Source organism: Streptomyces sp. NPDC091289 (assembly GCF_044757365.1).
Classification (GTDB): Bacteria; Actinomycetota; Actinomycetes; order Streptomycetales; family Streptomycetaceae; genus Streptomyces.
Genome location: NZ_JBIVUT010000029.1, coordinates 15,382 through 29,348 on the forward strand (window position 1 = coordinate 15,382; position 13,967 = coordinate 29,348).

The 13,967-nt window shown below is 71.0% G+C and carries 11 protein-coding genes; 7 read left to right on the forward strand and 4 right to left on the reverse strand.

Annotated features, from left to right (window positions below; translation table 11 throughout):
- Positions 1–72 precede the first annotated feature (72 nt).
- The 3 genes from ACIQPT_RS31825 (at position 73) to ACIQPT_RS31835 (ending at position 3,773) form a co-directional block, all read left to right on the forward strand.
- Entirely contained in the window at positions 73–939 is an 867-nt protein-coding gene (locus ACIQPT_RS31825) for a FadR/GntR family transcriptional regulator (RefSeq protein ID WP_308457918.1), read from the forward strand.
- A gap of 323 nt (positions 940–1,262) precedes the next feature.
- A complete protein-coding gene (locus tag ACIQPT_RS31830; protein ID WP_401160939.1) occupies positions 1,263–2,810 on the forward strand; it encodes an RNA polymerase sigma factor in 1,548 nt (515 codons plus the stop codon).
- A 135-nt stretch (positions 2,811–2,945) separates the two neighbouring features.
- Positions 2,946–3,773: a S1 family peptidase gene (locus tag ACIQPT_RS31835; protein WP_401160941.1), complete on the forward strand. Its 828-nt coding sequence runs from the start codon at positions 2,946–2,948 to the stop codon at positions 3,771–3,773.
- A 111-nt stretch (positions 3,774–3,884) separates the two neighbouring features.
- Here ACIQPT_RS31835 and ACIQPT_RS31840 read toward each other — a convergent pair whose 3' ends face one another.
- Positions 3,885–4,118 carry a hypothetical protein gene (locus ACIQPT_RS31840; RefSeq protein WP_401160942.1) on the reverse strand — a complete coding sequence of 78 codons (234 nt, stop codon included), beginning with the start codon at positions 4,116–4,118 and terminating at the stop codon, positions 3,885–3,887.
- A 448-nt stretch (positions 4,119–4,566) separates the two neighbouring features.
- On the opposite strand from ACIQPT_RS31840, the gene ACIQPT_RS31845 reads away from it, so the two are divergent.
- The 3 genes from ACIQPT_RS31845 (at position 4,567) to ACIQPT_RS31855 (ending at position 8,994) form a co-directional block, all read left to right on the forward strand.
- On the forward strand, positions 4,567–6,693 hold the full coding sequence (locus tag ACIQPT_RS31845) for a type IIA DNA topoisomerase subunit B (RefSeq protein WP_401160944.1): 2,127 nt from the start codon (positions 4,567–4,569) through the stop codon (positions 6,691–6,693).
- Positions 6,694–6,901: 208 nt separating this feature from the next.
- Complete coding sequence (locus ACIQPT_RS31850) at positions 6,902–7,405, forward strand: DUF485 domain-containing protein (protein ID WP_401160946.1); 504 nt, start codon at positions 6,902–6,904, stop codon at positions 7,403–7,405.
- The gene (locus ACIQPT_RS31855) at positions 7,402–8,994 is read left to right on the forward strand and encodes a cation acetate symporter (RefSeq protein ID WP_401160948.1); all 1,593 of its coding nucleotides are present in this window, start codon (positions 7,402–7,404) and stop codon (positions 8,992–8,994) included. Before ACIQPT_RS31850 ends, ACIQPT_RS31855 begins: the two co-directional genes overlap by 4 nt.
- 22 nt (positions 8,995–9,016) lie before the next feature.
- On the opposite strand, the gene ACIQPT_RS31860 is transcribed toward ACIQPT_RS31855, so the two are convergent.
- Together ACIQPT_RS31860 and ACIQPT_RS31865 are read right to left on the reverse strand one after the other, a co-directional pair.
- A complete protein-coding gene (locus ACIQPT_RS31860) occupies positions 9,017–9,691 on the reverse strand; it encodes a response regulator (RefSeq protein WP_401160950.1) in 675 nt (224 codons plus the stop codon).
- A complete protein-coding gene (locus ACIQPT_RS31865; RefSeq protein WP_401160952.1) occupies positions 9,688–11,376 on the reverse strand; it encodes an ATP-binding protein in 1,689 nt (562 codons plus the stop codon). Before ACIQPT_RS31865 ends, ACIQPT_RS31860 begins: the two co-directional genes overlap by 4 nt.
- A gap of 184 nt (positions 11,377–11,560) precedes the next feature.
- Here ACIQPT_RS31865 and ACIQPT_RS31870 point away from each other — a divergent pair, with 184 nt between their 5' ends.
- Positions 11,561–12,580: a LacI family DNA-binding transcriptional regulator gene (locus ACIQPT_RS31870; RefSeq protein WP_401160954.1), complete on the forward strand. Its 1,020-nt coding sequence runs from the start codon at positions 11,561–11,563 to the stop codon at positions 12,578–12,580.
- 50 nt (positions 12,581–12,630) lie between these two features.
- Here ACIQPT_RS31870 and ACIQPT_RS31875 read toward each other — a convergent pair whose 3' ends face one another.
- On the reverse strand, positions 12,631–13,884 hold the full coding sequence (locus tag ACIQPT_RS31875; RefSeq protein WP_401160955.1) for a citrate synthase: 1,254 nt from the start codon (positions 13,882–13,884) through the stop codon (positions 12,631–12,633).
- Between the last annotated feature and the right edge of the window lie 83 nt (positions 13,885–13,967).

Sequence of the window (13,967 nt, forward strand, 5' to 3'; positions counted from 1 at the left end):
CTTTTCACCAAAGACCTCAAGGGGCGGGCGAGCCGCGCCGACAAAGGATGCGTGAGTACCCTTGCGCACACCATGATGACCGCCGCCCGCACCGTCGATTCCGGCCTGGCCGGCTCGGGCGAACTCGACCGCTATCCCTATTCGGAGGCGCAGGCCGGCGAGCGTGCCGCGTCCCGGGCCTGGGGTGGTTCCGATTCCGAGCTGGGACGGGCGAGCCGACGGGGGGCGGCCAGCCGGGGGCGCGGTCTCCACGGCCAACTCGTCCAGCAGCTGGGCCAGATGATCGTTTCCGGTGACCTCGGCGCGGACCGCCCCCTCGTTCCCGAGGAGATCGGCCAGCGATTCGAGGTCTCCCGCACCGTCGTACGCGAATCCTTGCGCGTCCTCGAAGCCAAGGGGCTGGTCAGCGCGCGACCCAATGTGGGGACGAGGGTCCGCCCGGTCAGCGACTGGAACCTGCTGGACCCCGACATCATCGAATGGCGGGCCTTCGGTCCGCAGCGTGACGACCAGCGCCGTGAGCTGGCCGAGCTCCGCTGGACCATCGAGCCGCTCGCGGCCCGCCTCGCGGCCGGGCACGGCCGGGACGACATCCAGCAGCGGCTCGGCGACATGGTGGAGATCATGGGGCACGCGATGGGGCAGGGGGACGCGATCACCTTCTCCCGCGCCGACGCGGAGTTCCACGCCCTGCTGATCCAGGCCGCGGGCAACCGGATGCTCGAACACCTTTCCGGCATCGTCTCGGCCGCCCTCCATGTCTCCGGCGGTCCCGTCACCGGCTGTGACCGGCCCGGTGAGACCTCGCTCGCCCACCACGCGCGCATCGCCGACGCTCTGGCCTCGGGCGATGCCGGGGCCGCCGAGACGGCCATGCGCCAGCTGCTGGTCGTTCATCCCGACGTCGAGCGTGTGGTTCCCGCGCCGCGCGAGCACTGACCGGAGCGCGGCCGGGTGCCTGGGCCCGGTGCCGCCGGACCGCACGGGTTCGGCGGCACAATTGTGGGGTGATGCCACCCATGACCCTGTTCGTCGCAAATGAGGTGTGACTCGGGCCACGCGGATTGGCCGTAACACTCCTCGAAGCAGCGCGATGACTTAAGAGGTGACCGTCGCGGAAGGAATACAGCAGCCCTTGGGTGCGCTGTGCAGTTCTGAGGCCAAACCCGCGCCGTCGGCGACATCCCCAGTCGACGGTCGTCGGTTCCAGCCCTCTCCAGGGCAGGGCCGGAAGCCGTTTCCATCGTTCCGAGAGGTTGTTCGTGTCGGCCAGCACATCCCGTACGCTCCCGCCGGAGATCGCCGAGTCCGAGTCTGTGATGGCGCTCATCGAGCGGGGAAAGGCTGATGGGCAGATCGCCGGCGATGACGTGCGTCGGGCCTTCGAGGCTGACCAGATTCCGCCAACCCAGTGGAAGAACGTTCTGCGCAGCCTCAACCAGATCCTCGAGGAAGAGGGTGTGACGCTGATGGTCAGTGCCGCGGAGTCGCCGAAGCGCGCCCGCAAGAGCGTCGCAGCGAAGAGCCCGGTCAAGCGCACCGCCACCAAGACTGTCGCGGCGAAGACCACCGTGACCAGGACCGTCGCGGCCACCGCCGCCCCGGCGGCCGAGAGTGCGGACGCGGTGGCCGACGACGCCGTCGCGGCCGCTCCCGCCAAGAAGGCGGCAGCCAAGAAGACGGCTGCCAAGAAGACCGCCGCGAAGAAGACGGCGGCCAAGAAGACAGCGGCGAAGAAGTCCGGCAAGCAGGACGACGAGCTTCTCGACGGTGACGAGGCCGCCGAGGAAGTCAAGACCGCCAAGGGTGAGGAAGAGGAGGGCGAGGGCGAGAACAAGGGCTTCGTCCTCTCCGACGACGACGAGGACGACGCACCTGCCCAGCAGGTCGCCGTCGCCGGCGCCACCGCCGACCCGGTCAAGGACTACCTGAAGCAGATCGGCAAGGTTCCCCTCCTCAACGCCGAGCAGGAGGTCGAGCTCGCCAAGCGCATCGAGGCCGGTCTCTTCGCCGAGGACAAGCTGGCGAACGCCGACAAGCTCGCACCGAAGCTCAAGCGCGAGCTGGAGATCATCGCCGAGGACGGCCGGCGGGCCAAGAACCACCTCCTGGAGGCCAACCTCCGTCTGGTGGTCTCCCTGGCCAAGCGCTACACCGGTCGCGGCATGCTCTTCCTGGACCTGATCCAGGAGGGCAACCTCGGTCTGATCCGCGCGGTCGAGAAGTTCGACTACACCAAGGGCTACAAGTTCTCCACGTACGCCACCTGGTGGATCCGTCAGGCGATCACCCGCGCGATGGCCGACCAGGCCCGCACCATCCGTATCCCGGTGCACATGGTCGAGGTCATCAACAAGCTCGCGCGTGTGCAGCGCCAGATGCTCCAGGACCTGGGCCGCGAGCCCACCCCGGAGGAGCTGGCCAAGGAACTCGACATGACCCCCGAGAAGGTCATCGAGGTCCAGAAGTACGGTCGCGAGCCGATCTCCCTCCACACCCCGCTGGGTGAGGACGGCGACAGCGAGTTCGGAGACCTGATCGAGGACTCCGAGGCCGTCGTCCCGGCGGACGCGGTCAGCTTCACGCTTCTCCAGGAGCAGCTCCACTCGGTGCTCGACACGCTCTCCGAGCGTGAGGCCGGCGTGGTCTCGATGCGCTTCGGTCTCACCGACGGTCAGCCGAAGACGCTCGACGAGATCGGCAAGGTCTACGGCGTGACGCGTGAGCGCATCCGTCAGATCGAGTCGAAGACGATGTCGAAGCTTCGTCACCCGTCGCGCTCCCAGGTGCTGCGCGACTACCTCGACTAGATCGCGGAAGATTCACCGGCCGAGGGCCCGGAACCCCCAGGGGATCCGGGCCCTCCGGCGTGTCCTCGGGTGCGGACGCCGACCGGCTGGACCACGCTGGGTGGATCTGTTGTCACCTCAGCGTCAGGAGCCTCCATGCCCCGTCCCGTCGTCCGTGCCCTGACCGGGGTGCTCGCCCTGACCGCCGCGGCCGTGCTGCCGCTCGCCTCGCCCTCCGCGGCGGTCGCGGACAGCATCATCGTCGGCGGCGGGCCGGCCCCCGTGGCGGACAGTCCCTGGGCCGTGGCGCTGTCGAGCCGGGACCGGTTCGGAGGGGCGCGCTCGGGCCAGTTCTGCGGCGGTGTCGCCGTGGCGCCCACGAAAATCCTGACGGCCGCCCACTGTCTGAGTGACGAGGCGCTCGGCGGACCGGCGAACCGGGTCAAGGACCTGCTGGTCATCGCCGGCCGGGAGCGGCTGGGCGATTCCGGCGGCCAGGAGATCCCGGTCCGGTCCATCTGGGTGAATCCGGCGTACGACCCCGACTCCAACGCCGGCGACCTCGCGGTGCTGACCCTGTCGCGCGCACTGCCGAAGGGCGGAGTGATCCCGATGGCCAGGGGAGGGGACGCCGCCTACCGGGCCGGGACCGCCGCGGACGTCTACGGGTGGGGCGACACCACCGGAAGCGGTACGTACGCCTCCGTGCTGCGCTCCGCGCGGGTCCAGGTCCTGCCGGACAACGACTGCGCGCGGGCCTACCCGGGCGGCCAGGAGGGTACGTACAAGGCCTCGGCGATGGTCTGTGCGGGCGATCCGGCGGGTGGCCGGGATGCGTGCCAGGGAGACAGCGGCGGGCCGCTGGTGGCCCGTGGGCGGCTTATCGGCCTGGTCTCCTGGGGCAGCGGCTGCGGGCGCGCGGGCAGCCCCGGGGTGTACACCCGGGTCTCCGCCGCCCTGGAGTGGGCCGCGGGCCGCATCTGAGCCGGGCCGGCGCGGTCCGGCCGACATAACGAGAACGGGCGGCTCCCCCCGTGGGGGAACCGCCCGTCGGCCGGTCGGGACCGGCCCCTGGCTCGTCGTGGATGCGAGGTGTCAGTGTTGGTCCTCGTCGGCTGCGGCCGCCTGCACGGCGTTGAGCCGATCCGTCTCATCCTGTATTTCCGCGGCGATCTTCTTGAGTTCCGGCTCGAACTTGCGCCCGTGGTGGGCACAGAAGAGCAGTTCACCGCCGCTGATCAGAACGACGCGCAGATATGCCTGGGCGCCGCAACGGTCACAGCGGTCTGCTGCGGTCAGCGGGCTCGCGGGGGTCAGAACAGTAGTCACGTCGCCTCTTCTCTAGCTCGACGAGCTGTCGTACCAGGGTCAACATCCAACCAGGCCGAAAACGTTCCCGCTCGTGGCTTTTCTTCGAAACTTCTTCTCGGTGTGGCTGTCTGTTGCCGGTTGGCGGCGAATGTGCCGTATGCGGAGCGCTACGGTTTCGCATTGCTTGTCTAGGGGGTCGGTCCCGCCGGCCGGCTTGCCGGTTTGTTCATGAGGACGTGCCCGGAGCCTAAATGGTTCATGCGTCGAAGGGAACGTGATGTGCACGTCACTCCAACGAATGATCGAACACCCATGCGAGCCCGGAAGAAGCTCGACTAGCATGAGGATTCCCCGAGGGTGGCGTTACAACCGCTCTACCAGGCCTCTGTAGGCTCTCAGCGGCAACCGAAGCCGAGCCCTGTACCCACAAGGGCCCCAGTTGAAATTCAGCGAGGAGCGAACCCGCGTGACCGCCGAAACGTCCGTGCCGTCCACCGCGATGCTGACCGGAGCAGGCGGCGACCGAGACAGCTCCAACTACACCGCGCGGCACCTTCTCGTCCTCGAGGGTCTCGAGGCGGTCCGCAAGCGCCCCGGGATGTACATCGGGTCCACCGACAGCCGCGGCCTGATGCACTGCCTCTGGGAGATCATCGACAACTCCGTCGACGAAGCCCTCGGCGGCTACTGCGACCAGATCGAGGTCATCCTCCACGACGACGCCTCCGTCGAGGTCCGGGACAACGGCCGCGGCATCCCGGTCGACATCGAGCCCAAGTCCGGTCTTTCCGGTGTCGAGCTCGTCATGACCAAGCTGCACGCCGGAGGCAAGTTCGGCGGCGGCTCCTACGCGGCCTCCGGCGGCCTCCACGGCGTCGGCGCCTCCGTGGTCAACGCCCTCTCCGCCCGCCTGGACGTCGAGGTCGACCGCAACAGCGCGACCCACACCATCAGCTTCCGGCGCGGCGTCCCGGGCATGTTCACCGAGCAGGGCCCCGACAGCCCCTTCGACCCGGCCAACGGCCTGCGCAAGGGCAAGCGCGTCCCCAAGACCCGGACCGGTACCCGGACGCGGTACTGGGCGGACCGCCAGATCTTCCTCAAGGACGCCAAGCTCAACCTGGACACGCTCTACCAGCGCGCCCGCCAGACGGCCTTCCTCGTCCCCGGCCTCACGATCATCGTCCGCGACGAGCGCGGGCTGGACGGCGAGGGCAAGACCGAGGAGACGTTCCGCTTCGACGGCGGCATCAGCGAGTTCTGCGAGTACCTGGCCCAGGACAAGGCCGTCTGCGACGTCCAGCGCCTGAGCGGCACGGGCACCTTCAAGGAGACCGTCCCCGTCCTCGACGACCGCGGCCACATGACCGCCACCGAGGTCACCCGCGAACTGGCCGTCGACATCGCCCTGCGCTGGGGCACCGGCTACGACACGACCGTACGGTCGTTCGTGAACATCATCGCCACCCCCAAGGGCGGCACCCACGTCACCGGCTTCGAGCGCTCCCTGACCAAGACGGTGAACGAGGCGCTGCGCTCCGCCAAGATGCTGCGGGTCGCCGAGGACGACGTCGTCAAGGACGACGCCCTCGAAGGGCTCACCGCCGTCGTCACCGTGCGGCTCGCCGAACCGCAGTTCGAGGGGCAGACCAAGGAGGTGCTCGGCACCTCGGCGGCCAACCGGATCGTGGCCAACGTCGTCGCCAAGGAGCTCAAGGCGTTCCTGACCTCGACGAAGCGGGACGCCAAGGCCCAGGCCAGGGCGGTGCTGGAGAAGGCCGTGGCCGCCGCCCGCACCCGGATCGCGGCCCGCCAGCACAAGGACGCCCAGCGCCGCAAGACCGCGCTGGAGTCCTCCTCGCTGCCCGCCAAGCTCGCCGACTGCCGCAGCGACGACGTCGAGCGCAGCGAGCTGTTCATCGTCGAGGGCGACTCGGCGCTCGGCACGGCCAAGCTGGCCCGGAACAGCGAGTTCCAGGCGCTGCTGCCGATCCGCGGCAAGATCCTCAACGTACAGAAGTCGTCCGTCTCCGACATGCTGAAGAACGCCGAGTGCGGCGCGATCATCCAGGTCATAGGAGCCGGGTCCGGACGGACCTTCGACATCGACGCCGCCCGCTACGGCAAGGTCATCATGATGACCGACGCCGACGTCGACGGCTCCCACATCCGGACCCTGCTGCTGACCCTCTTCCAGCGCTACATGCGCCCGATGGTCGAGGCGGGGCGGGTCTTCGCCGCGGTTCCGCCGCTGCACCGGATCGAGCTGGTCCAGCCCAAGAAGGGCCAGGACAAGTACGTCTACACCTACTCCGACAACGAGCTGCGCCAGACCCTCCTGGAGTTCCAGCGCAAGAACGTCCGGATCAAGGAATCGATCCAGCGCTACAAGGGCCTCGGCGAGATGGACGCCGATCAGCTGGCGGAGACCACGATGGACCCGCGCCACCGCACGCTGCGGCGCATCAACATCGGCGACCTGGAATCCTCCGAGCAGGTCTTCGACCTGCTGATGGGCAACGAGGTAGCGCCCCGCAAGGAGTTCATCACCAGCTCGGCGGCCACCCTGGACCGCTCGCGCATCGACGCCTGACCCCGTACGCCCGCCCGGCCCCCGCTCCCGTCCACCGGAGCGGGGGCCGCGGACGTTTCCCGGGGCCCTCCCGGGGAATCGCGCAGCCGTCCGGGACTTCTGTCACCTGAAGGGGTGAAGTCGGGCGAATGGCGAGCCCGTGATCTTCCCGAACCGCCCATGGTGGGCCGTGCGGCCGAAAAGGTCCGCGGATCAGGGGAGTTGTTCGGTGGAGAAGGAAGCAGGGCCGGAGACCGCGGGAGTGCGGCTCGACGACCCGTGGGACGACGTGGCGGTCTCCGACCGGTACGACCAGGACGGGACGACGGGGGGTGTCGACGGCCTCGACGCGTCCGGCGCGGCGGGACCGGATCCGCTGCCCAGCGCGGCCGACATCTATCTGGAAGTGCACCGCAGCGCCGCCTTCCGCGAGGTGCGCCGCCGCTACCGCCGCTTCGTGGCCCCCGCCGCCCTCGCCTTCCTCCTCTGGTATCTCGCCTACGTCGTCGCCGCGACCACCGCGCCCGGGCTGATGGCCCGCCCGGTCGCCGGCGCGGTCAACGTCGCGATGGTGGCGGGTCTCGGCCAGTTCCTCACCACGTTCCTGCTCACCTGGGCCTACGCACGGCACGCGCGGCTGCGCAGGGACCGGGCCGCGCTCGACCTGCGCTGGGACACCCAGGAGATGACCCGGGGCCTCGGCCGGCCGCTGACGAGAGGGCTCGGACGTTGAGAGGCGACCACCAGACACTCGGCCTGCTGCTGTTCAGCGCGTTCATCGCGGTGACGCTCTTCATCACCACCTGGGTCAGCCGCAACCGGCAGGGCTCCGCCGAGGAGTTCTACGCCGGCGGACGCCTGTTCTCGCCCATGGAGAACGGATTCGCCATCGCCGGCGACTACATGTCGGCGGCCTCCTTCCTCGGGATCTCCGGGCTGATCGCCCTCTTCGGCTACGACGGCATGCTCTATTCGGTCGGCTTCCTCGTCGCCTGGCTGGTCGTCCTGCTGTTCGTCGCCGAACTCGTCCGCAACTGCGGCCGGTTCACCCTGGCCGACGTGGTCGCCGCACGGATGGCGGAGCGCCCGGTGCGCACCGCGCTCGGCACCTCGTCCGTCACCGTCTCCGTGCTCTATCTGGTGGCCCAGATGGTCGGCGCGGGCAGCCTCGTGGCCCTGCTCCTCGGCGGTACGAGCGACGCGGCCCGGTCCTGGACGGTCGTCGGCGTCGGCGCGCTCATGGTGATCTACGTGTCCTTCGGCGGCATGCGCGCCACCACCTGGATCCAGATCGTCAAGGCCGTCCTGCTGATGGCCGGAGCCGTCGCGCTCACCGTGCTCGTCCTGGTCCACTTCCACGGGAACGTCAACAACCTGCTCAACACCGCCGCCGAACGCAGCGGCCACGGCAAGGACTTCCTCGCCCCCGGCCTCCGCTACGGCGGGGACTGGACCTCACGCTTCGACTTCATCAGCCTGGGTGTCGCCCTCGTCCTCGGCACGGCGGGGCTGCCGCACATCCTGTCGCGCTTCTACACCGTGCCCACCGCCCGCGCCGCGCGCCGCTCCGTCGTCTGGTCCATCGGCCTGATCGGCAGCTTCTACCTGATGACGATCGTGCTCGGGTTCGGCGCCGCCGCCCTTGTCGGCTCCGCCGAGGTCCGCTCCTCGAACGCGGCGGGCAACACCGCGGTCCCGCTGCTGGCCCTCCATCTCGGCGGCGGCGAGGGATCCACCGGCGGAACGATTCTCTTCGCCGTGGTCGCCGCCATCGCCTTCGCCACCATCCTGGCCGTCGTCGCGGGCATCACGCTCGCCTCGTCCGCGTCCGTCGCCCACGATCTCTACGCCTCGCTCCGCCGGCCCGGGCGCAAGCAGTACGGCGAGGTCGCCGTGGCGCGCGTCGCCGCCGCGGGGATCGGCGTGGTCGCGATCGGCCTCGGACTGCTCGCCCAGAATCTCAACGTCGCGTTCCTGGTGGGCCTCGCCTTCGCCGTGGCCGCTTCGGCGAACCTCCCGGCCCTGCTCTACTCGCTGTTCTGGCGCAACTTCACCACCCGGGGCGCGGTCTGGGCGGTGTACGGCGGGCTGATCCCGGCGGTCGTGCTGGTGCTGGTCTCGCCCGTCGTCTCGGGCAGCCCCACGTCGCTGTTCCCCGGCGTCGACTTCCAGCTGTTCCCGCTGGAGAACCCGGGCCTGGTCTCCATCCCGCTCGGCTTCCTGGCCGGCTGGATCGGTACGGTCACCTCGCCCGAGAAGCCCGACGAGGCCAAGCACGCCGAGACCGAGGTCCGGGCGCTGACGGGGGCCGGGGCGGCGTAGGCCTCAGGCCCCGGCGTAGGCCTCAGGACCCGGCCCAGGCGTACCGGTGTTCCGGGCGGCCCGTCTCCCCGTACCGCAGGGTCAGCCGGACCTTGCCGGTGCGCTCCAGCAGCTTCAGATAGCGCTGGGCGGTCTGCCGGCTCATCCCCGCGCTGTCCGCGATCTCCTGGGCGGAGAGCGGGCCCTCCGCGCCGCGCAGGGCCTGCCGGACGAGCTCGGCGGTGGTGGGGGAGTGGCCCTTGGGGAGGTCCGGCTCGCCCGCCGCCCAGAGCGCGCCGAAGAGCCGGTCCACCTCCGCCTGCTCGGCCTCCCCGCCCCCGTCGAGGGTGTGCCGCAGCGCCGCGTACGCCTCCAGCTTCGAGCGCAGGCCCGCGTACGTGAACGGCTTCACCAGGTACTGGAGCGCACCGTGCCGCATCGCGTCCTGCACGGTCGCGACGTCCCGGGCGGCCGTCACCATGATCACGTCGACCTGCCGGCCGAGGCGGCGCAGCTCCCGGACGACCGCGAGGCCGTTGCGGTCGGGCAGGTAGTGGTCCAGCAGGATCAGGTCCACCGGGACCTCCTCGACCGTCGCCAGGGCTTCGGCCGCCGAGTGGGCCTGCGCGGCCACCCGGAATCCGGGGACCTTGGCGACGTACGCCGCGTTGATCCGCGCCACCCGCACGTCGTCGTCCACGATCAGGACCTGGATCACCGCTGTTCTCCCGTCGTGGCCGGATGTATGGGGGACGGAGCGCCGCCGGACTCCGTGGCGGGCTCGGCCAGCGCCTCCGGCAGCACGACCGTGAACACCGCACCGCCCCCGTCCGCCCCGTCCGCTCCGGAGACCGTCACACTGCCTCCCTGGCGCTCCGCGAGCCGCCGTACGAGGGCGAGCCCGAGGCCGCGCTTTCCGTGCGCCGGGACGTCCTTGGTGGACCAGCCCTCCGTGAAGATCGAGGTGTGCTGCTCCCGGGGGACGCCGGGGCCGCTGTCGCGCACCTCCAGGATCACCGTACGGCCCTCCGCGCACAGCCCGACCTCGATCCGCGCCCCGTCCGATCCGGCCGCCGCGTCCGTGGCGTTGTCGACGAGGTTGCCCACCACGGTCACCAGGCCGCGCGGGTCGACCACCCGGTCCGGCAGCAGTGTGCCCGGGGTCAACCGCAACGAGACGCCGCGCTCGGCGGCGACCGTCGCCTTTCCGACGAGGAGGGCGGCCAGCAGCGGGTCCTGGACCTTCTCGGTGACCTGCTCGGCCGTCGCCCGGTGGACGCCCACCACCTCCGTCACGAACTCCATCGCGTCCTCGTGCATCTCCAGCTCCAGCAGCCCCAGCAGGGTGTGCAGCCGGTTCGCGTGCTCGTGGTCCTGGGCGCGCAGGGCGTCGATCAGCCCCGTGGTGGAGTCGAGTTCGCGGCCCAGGTGCTCCAGCTCGGTCCGGTCGCGCAGGGTCACCACCGCTCCGCCGTCGTCCGTGGGCATCCGGTTGGCCAGCAGCACCCGGCTGCCCCGTACCGCCAGCAGATCGTCGCCGACCACCCGCCCGGCCAGCACGTCCGCGGTCCGGCCGTCGCCCAGCACCTCCTCCAGCGTCCGGCCCGCCGCCTCCGGGCCCACGCCCAGCAGCCGCTGCGCCTCGTCGTTCAGCAGCCGGACGCGGCCGGCCCCATCCAGGGCGACGACCCCTTCGCGGATGCCGTGCAGCATGGCCTCGCGTTCGGTGAGCAGCGCGGAGATATCGGAGAACGCCAGGTCATGGGTCTGCCGTTGCAGCCGGCGGGAGATCAGATACGCGGCGAGCGCCCCGACGGCCAGGGCTCCGCCCGCGTACGCGAGCAGGCCCGGGATCGCCCCGAGGAGACGGGCGCGGACGCTGTCGTACTCGATCCCGACCGAGACCGCGCCGATCACCTCGCCGGAGGAGCCGTACAGCGGCACCTTGCCCCGTGCCGAGCGGCCGAGGGTCCCGCTGTCGATCTCCATCACCTCGCGGCCGCGCAGCGCCTCAGCGGGGTCGGTGGAGACGACCGCGCCGATCCGGTCCGTCTCGGGGTGCGACCAGCGCACCCCGCGCCGGTCCATGACGACGACGTACTCCGCTCCGGTCGCCCGCCTGACCCGCTCGGCGGCCGCATGGACCGGCCCCCGGTCGGAGGGGTCCGTGCTGCTCAGGTCCCGCACGATCCCCGGCTGGGCGGCGGTGCTCTGGGCGATGGCCAGCGCGCGGCGCATCGCCTGGTCGTCCAGCTGGGCGCTGAGCGGAGCCAGGAACAGGCCGGTGACCAGGACGATCACGCCGGTGATGATGGCCAGCTGCATCAGCAGGACCTGGGAGAAGACCCGCTGGGGCCAGCCGAACCGGCGCGGTCCCCTGCCGGGGGTCGGTGGGGCGTTCATCGTAGAGACGGTAAGGGCCGGGCGGCCGGGGCGGAAATCTCGGCCGCGCACAGCCGTGTATCGCCGCGCATCGGGGGGCTCCGCCGCGCGCACCCCTTGCCTTGGTGCGCCGCGTCTGTGAGCGTTTCAGGGGAGTTCACCATCACCGCAATCTTCTTGCTTTTCTTGCGCTAATCTTGCGCTCATGACGCGACGACTTGCTCAAGTGGCCCAGAAGGTGGGAGTCAGCGAGGCGACGGTCAGCCGGGTGCTGAACGGTAAGCCGGGCGTCTCCGACGCCACCAGGCAGTCCGTTCTCTCCGCGCTGGACGTCCTCGGATACGAGCGCCCGACCCAGCTGCGCGGCGAACGGGCCCGGCTGGTCGGGCTGGTCCTGCCCGAGTTGCAGAACCCGATCTTCCCGGCCTTCGCCGAGGTGGTCGGTGGTGCGCTCGCCCAGCAGGGGCTGACCCCGGTGCTCTGCACCCAGACCAAGGGCGGCGTCTCCGAGGCCGACTACGTCGAACTGCTCCTCCAGCAGCAGGTCTCCGGCGTGGTCTTCGCGGGCGGCCTCTACCACCAGGCCGACGCCCCGCACGACCACTACAAGGTGCTCGCCGACCGCAAGATCCCCGTCGTGCTGATCAACGCGGCCATCGGACACCTCGGCTTCCCCGGCGTCTCCTGCGACGACTCCGTCGCGGTCGAGCAGGCCTGGCGCCACCTCGTCTCGCTGGGCCACGAGCGCATCGGATTCGTCCTCGGCCCGTCCGACCATGTGCCCTCGCAGCGCAAGCTCGCCGCCGCCCGGGTGCTCGCCGACGAGGCGGGCACGAGCATTCCCGACGAGTGGGTGGCCCGCGCGATGTTCTCGCTGGAGGGCGGGCAGGCCGCCGCGATGCGGCTGCTGGAGCGGGGCGTCACCGGCATCATCTGCGCCAGCGACCCGCTCGCGCTGGGCGCCGTGCGTGCCGCCCGCCGCCGAGGTCTCTCGGTGCCCGGCGACGTGTCGGTCGTCGGCTACGACGACTCGGCCTTCATGAACTGCACCGAGCCGCCCCTGACCACCGTCCGCCAGCCCATCGAGGCCATGGGGCGCGCGGCCGTGGAGCTGCTCTCGGTGCAGATCGGCGGGCGTACCGTGCCCTCGGACGAGCTGCTCTTCGAGCCGGAGCTGGTGGTGCGCGGGTCCACCGCCCAGCCGCCGCGCGAGAATTCCCTGTGATCCGTAGCTAATTTGCGCTGCGGGGGCCTTGGTCCGGACCTGGGGGGCTCCTAAGGGGTGGGCTGCGGTGGCCGGGGGCCCGTGTACTGGCCGCTCGGCCTCATACGGAGTGGGCGCTCCCCGTACTCCTCCAGCGCGTGCGCGATCCAGCCCGCCGTGCGGGAGACCGCGAACACCGTCTCGCCCGCGTCCGCCGGCATCCCCCGGGAGACGGACAGGACGGCCAGGGCCAGATCGATGTTGGCGTGCAGCGGAGCGTGCCGCGCCGTCGTCTCCACCACCTCGCGGGCCGCCGCCAGCGCCCCGGCCGCCTGCGGTACGTCCTCCAGCAGCGCGAACAGGGTGGTCGCCCGGGGGTCCTCGCCCCGGTACAGCCGGTGACCCAGGCCCGGCACCCGCCGCCCGGTCCGCAGATGATCGGCGACCACGGGGACCGCGCTGCCCCGGTCCACCGCCTCCCGGAGCATCCGGTGCGCCAGACCGCTCGCCGCTCCGTGCAGGGGACCCTCCAGTACGCCGAGACCCGCCGAGACCACGGCGTACGGGTGGGCCCGCGCGGAGGCCGCGACCCGGGCGGCCAGGGTGGAGGCCGCCAGGTCGTGGTCGACCAGGAGGGTCAGGGCCGCGTCCAGCACGGCGAGGGAAGGGGCGTCGGCCGGCTCGGCGGTGAGCCGTGACCACAGCCGGCGAGCCAGGGAGTCCTCTTCGCCCTCCGGGTCGCCGCCGCCCAGCACCGGCAGGGCGCCCACCAGCGTCGGAATCAGGCCTCGGGCGCTGCTCAGCACCGCCTCGGGCGACAGATCGAACCGCAGCGGATCCGTGGCCGCCGCCGCGGTCACCGCCACCCGCAGCCGGTCCGTCGACCCGCTGTGGGCGGGCAGCGCGCCGACCGTCCGGCGGGCCGCCGCGAGGGTCCCGGCGGGGGCGGTGAACCGGGCGCCGGGCCGCAGCTCACCCGTCCACAGCCACTCGGCGACCTCCTCGTAGCCGTACCGCCGGGCCAGCTCCGTCGCGTCGACCCCGCGGAAGAAGCAGCGGTCGCCCTCGATGAGCGTGATGCCGGTACGGAAGGCGAGGTCGCCCCCGGCCGGGGAGGGGTCCCGTCGCCCCGAGCGCCGGGCCAGTGCCCGGACCTCGTCGGCGTCGAACGTGCTGCCCCGGCCGCCGGCGGCCCGCGCGCTGCTGAGCTGGCCCCGGCTGACGTAGGCGTACACCGTCTCCGGCTTCACGCCCAGCAGCTCGGCGGCCTGCCGGGTGGTGAGCCGGGGGGTGTCGTGCCGGTCGGGCTCTGGTTGATCCGTCATGGAACCACCGTATCCACTCCGCATACATATTGATTCAATCAATATTGACAGATCTCAAGTCAAGCATGGACAGTCGAATCAAT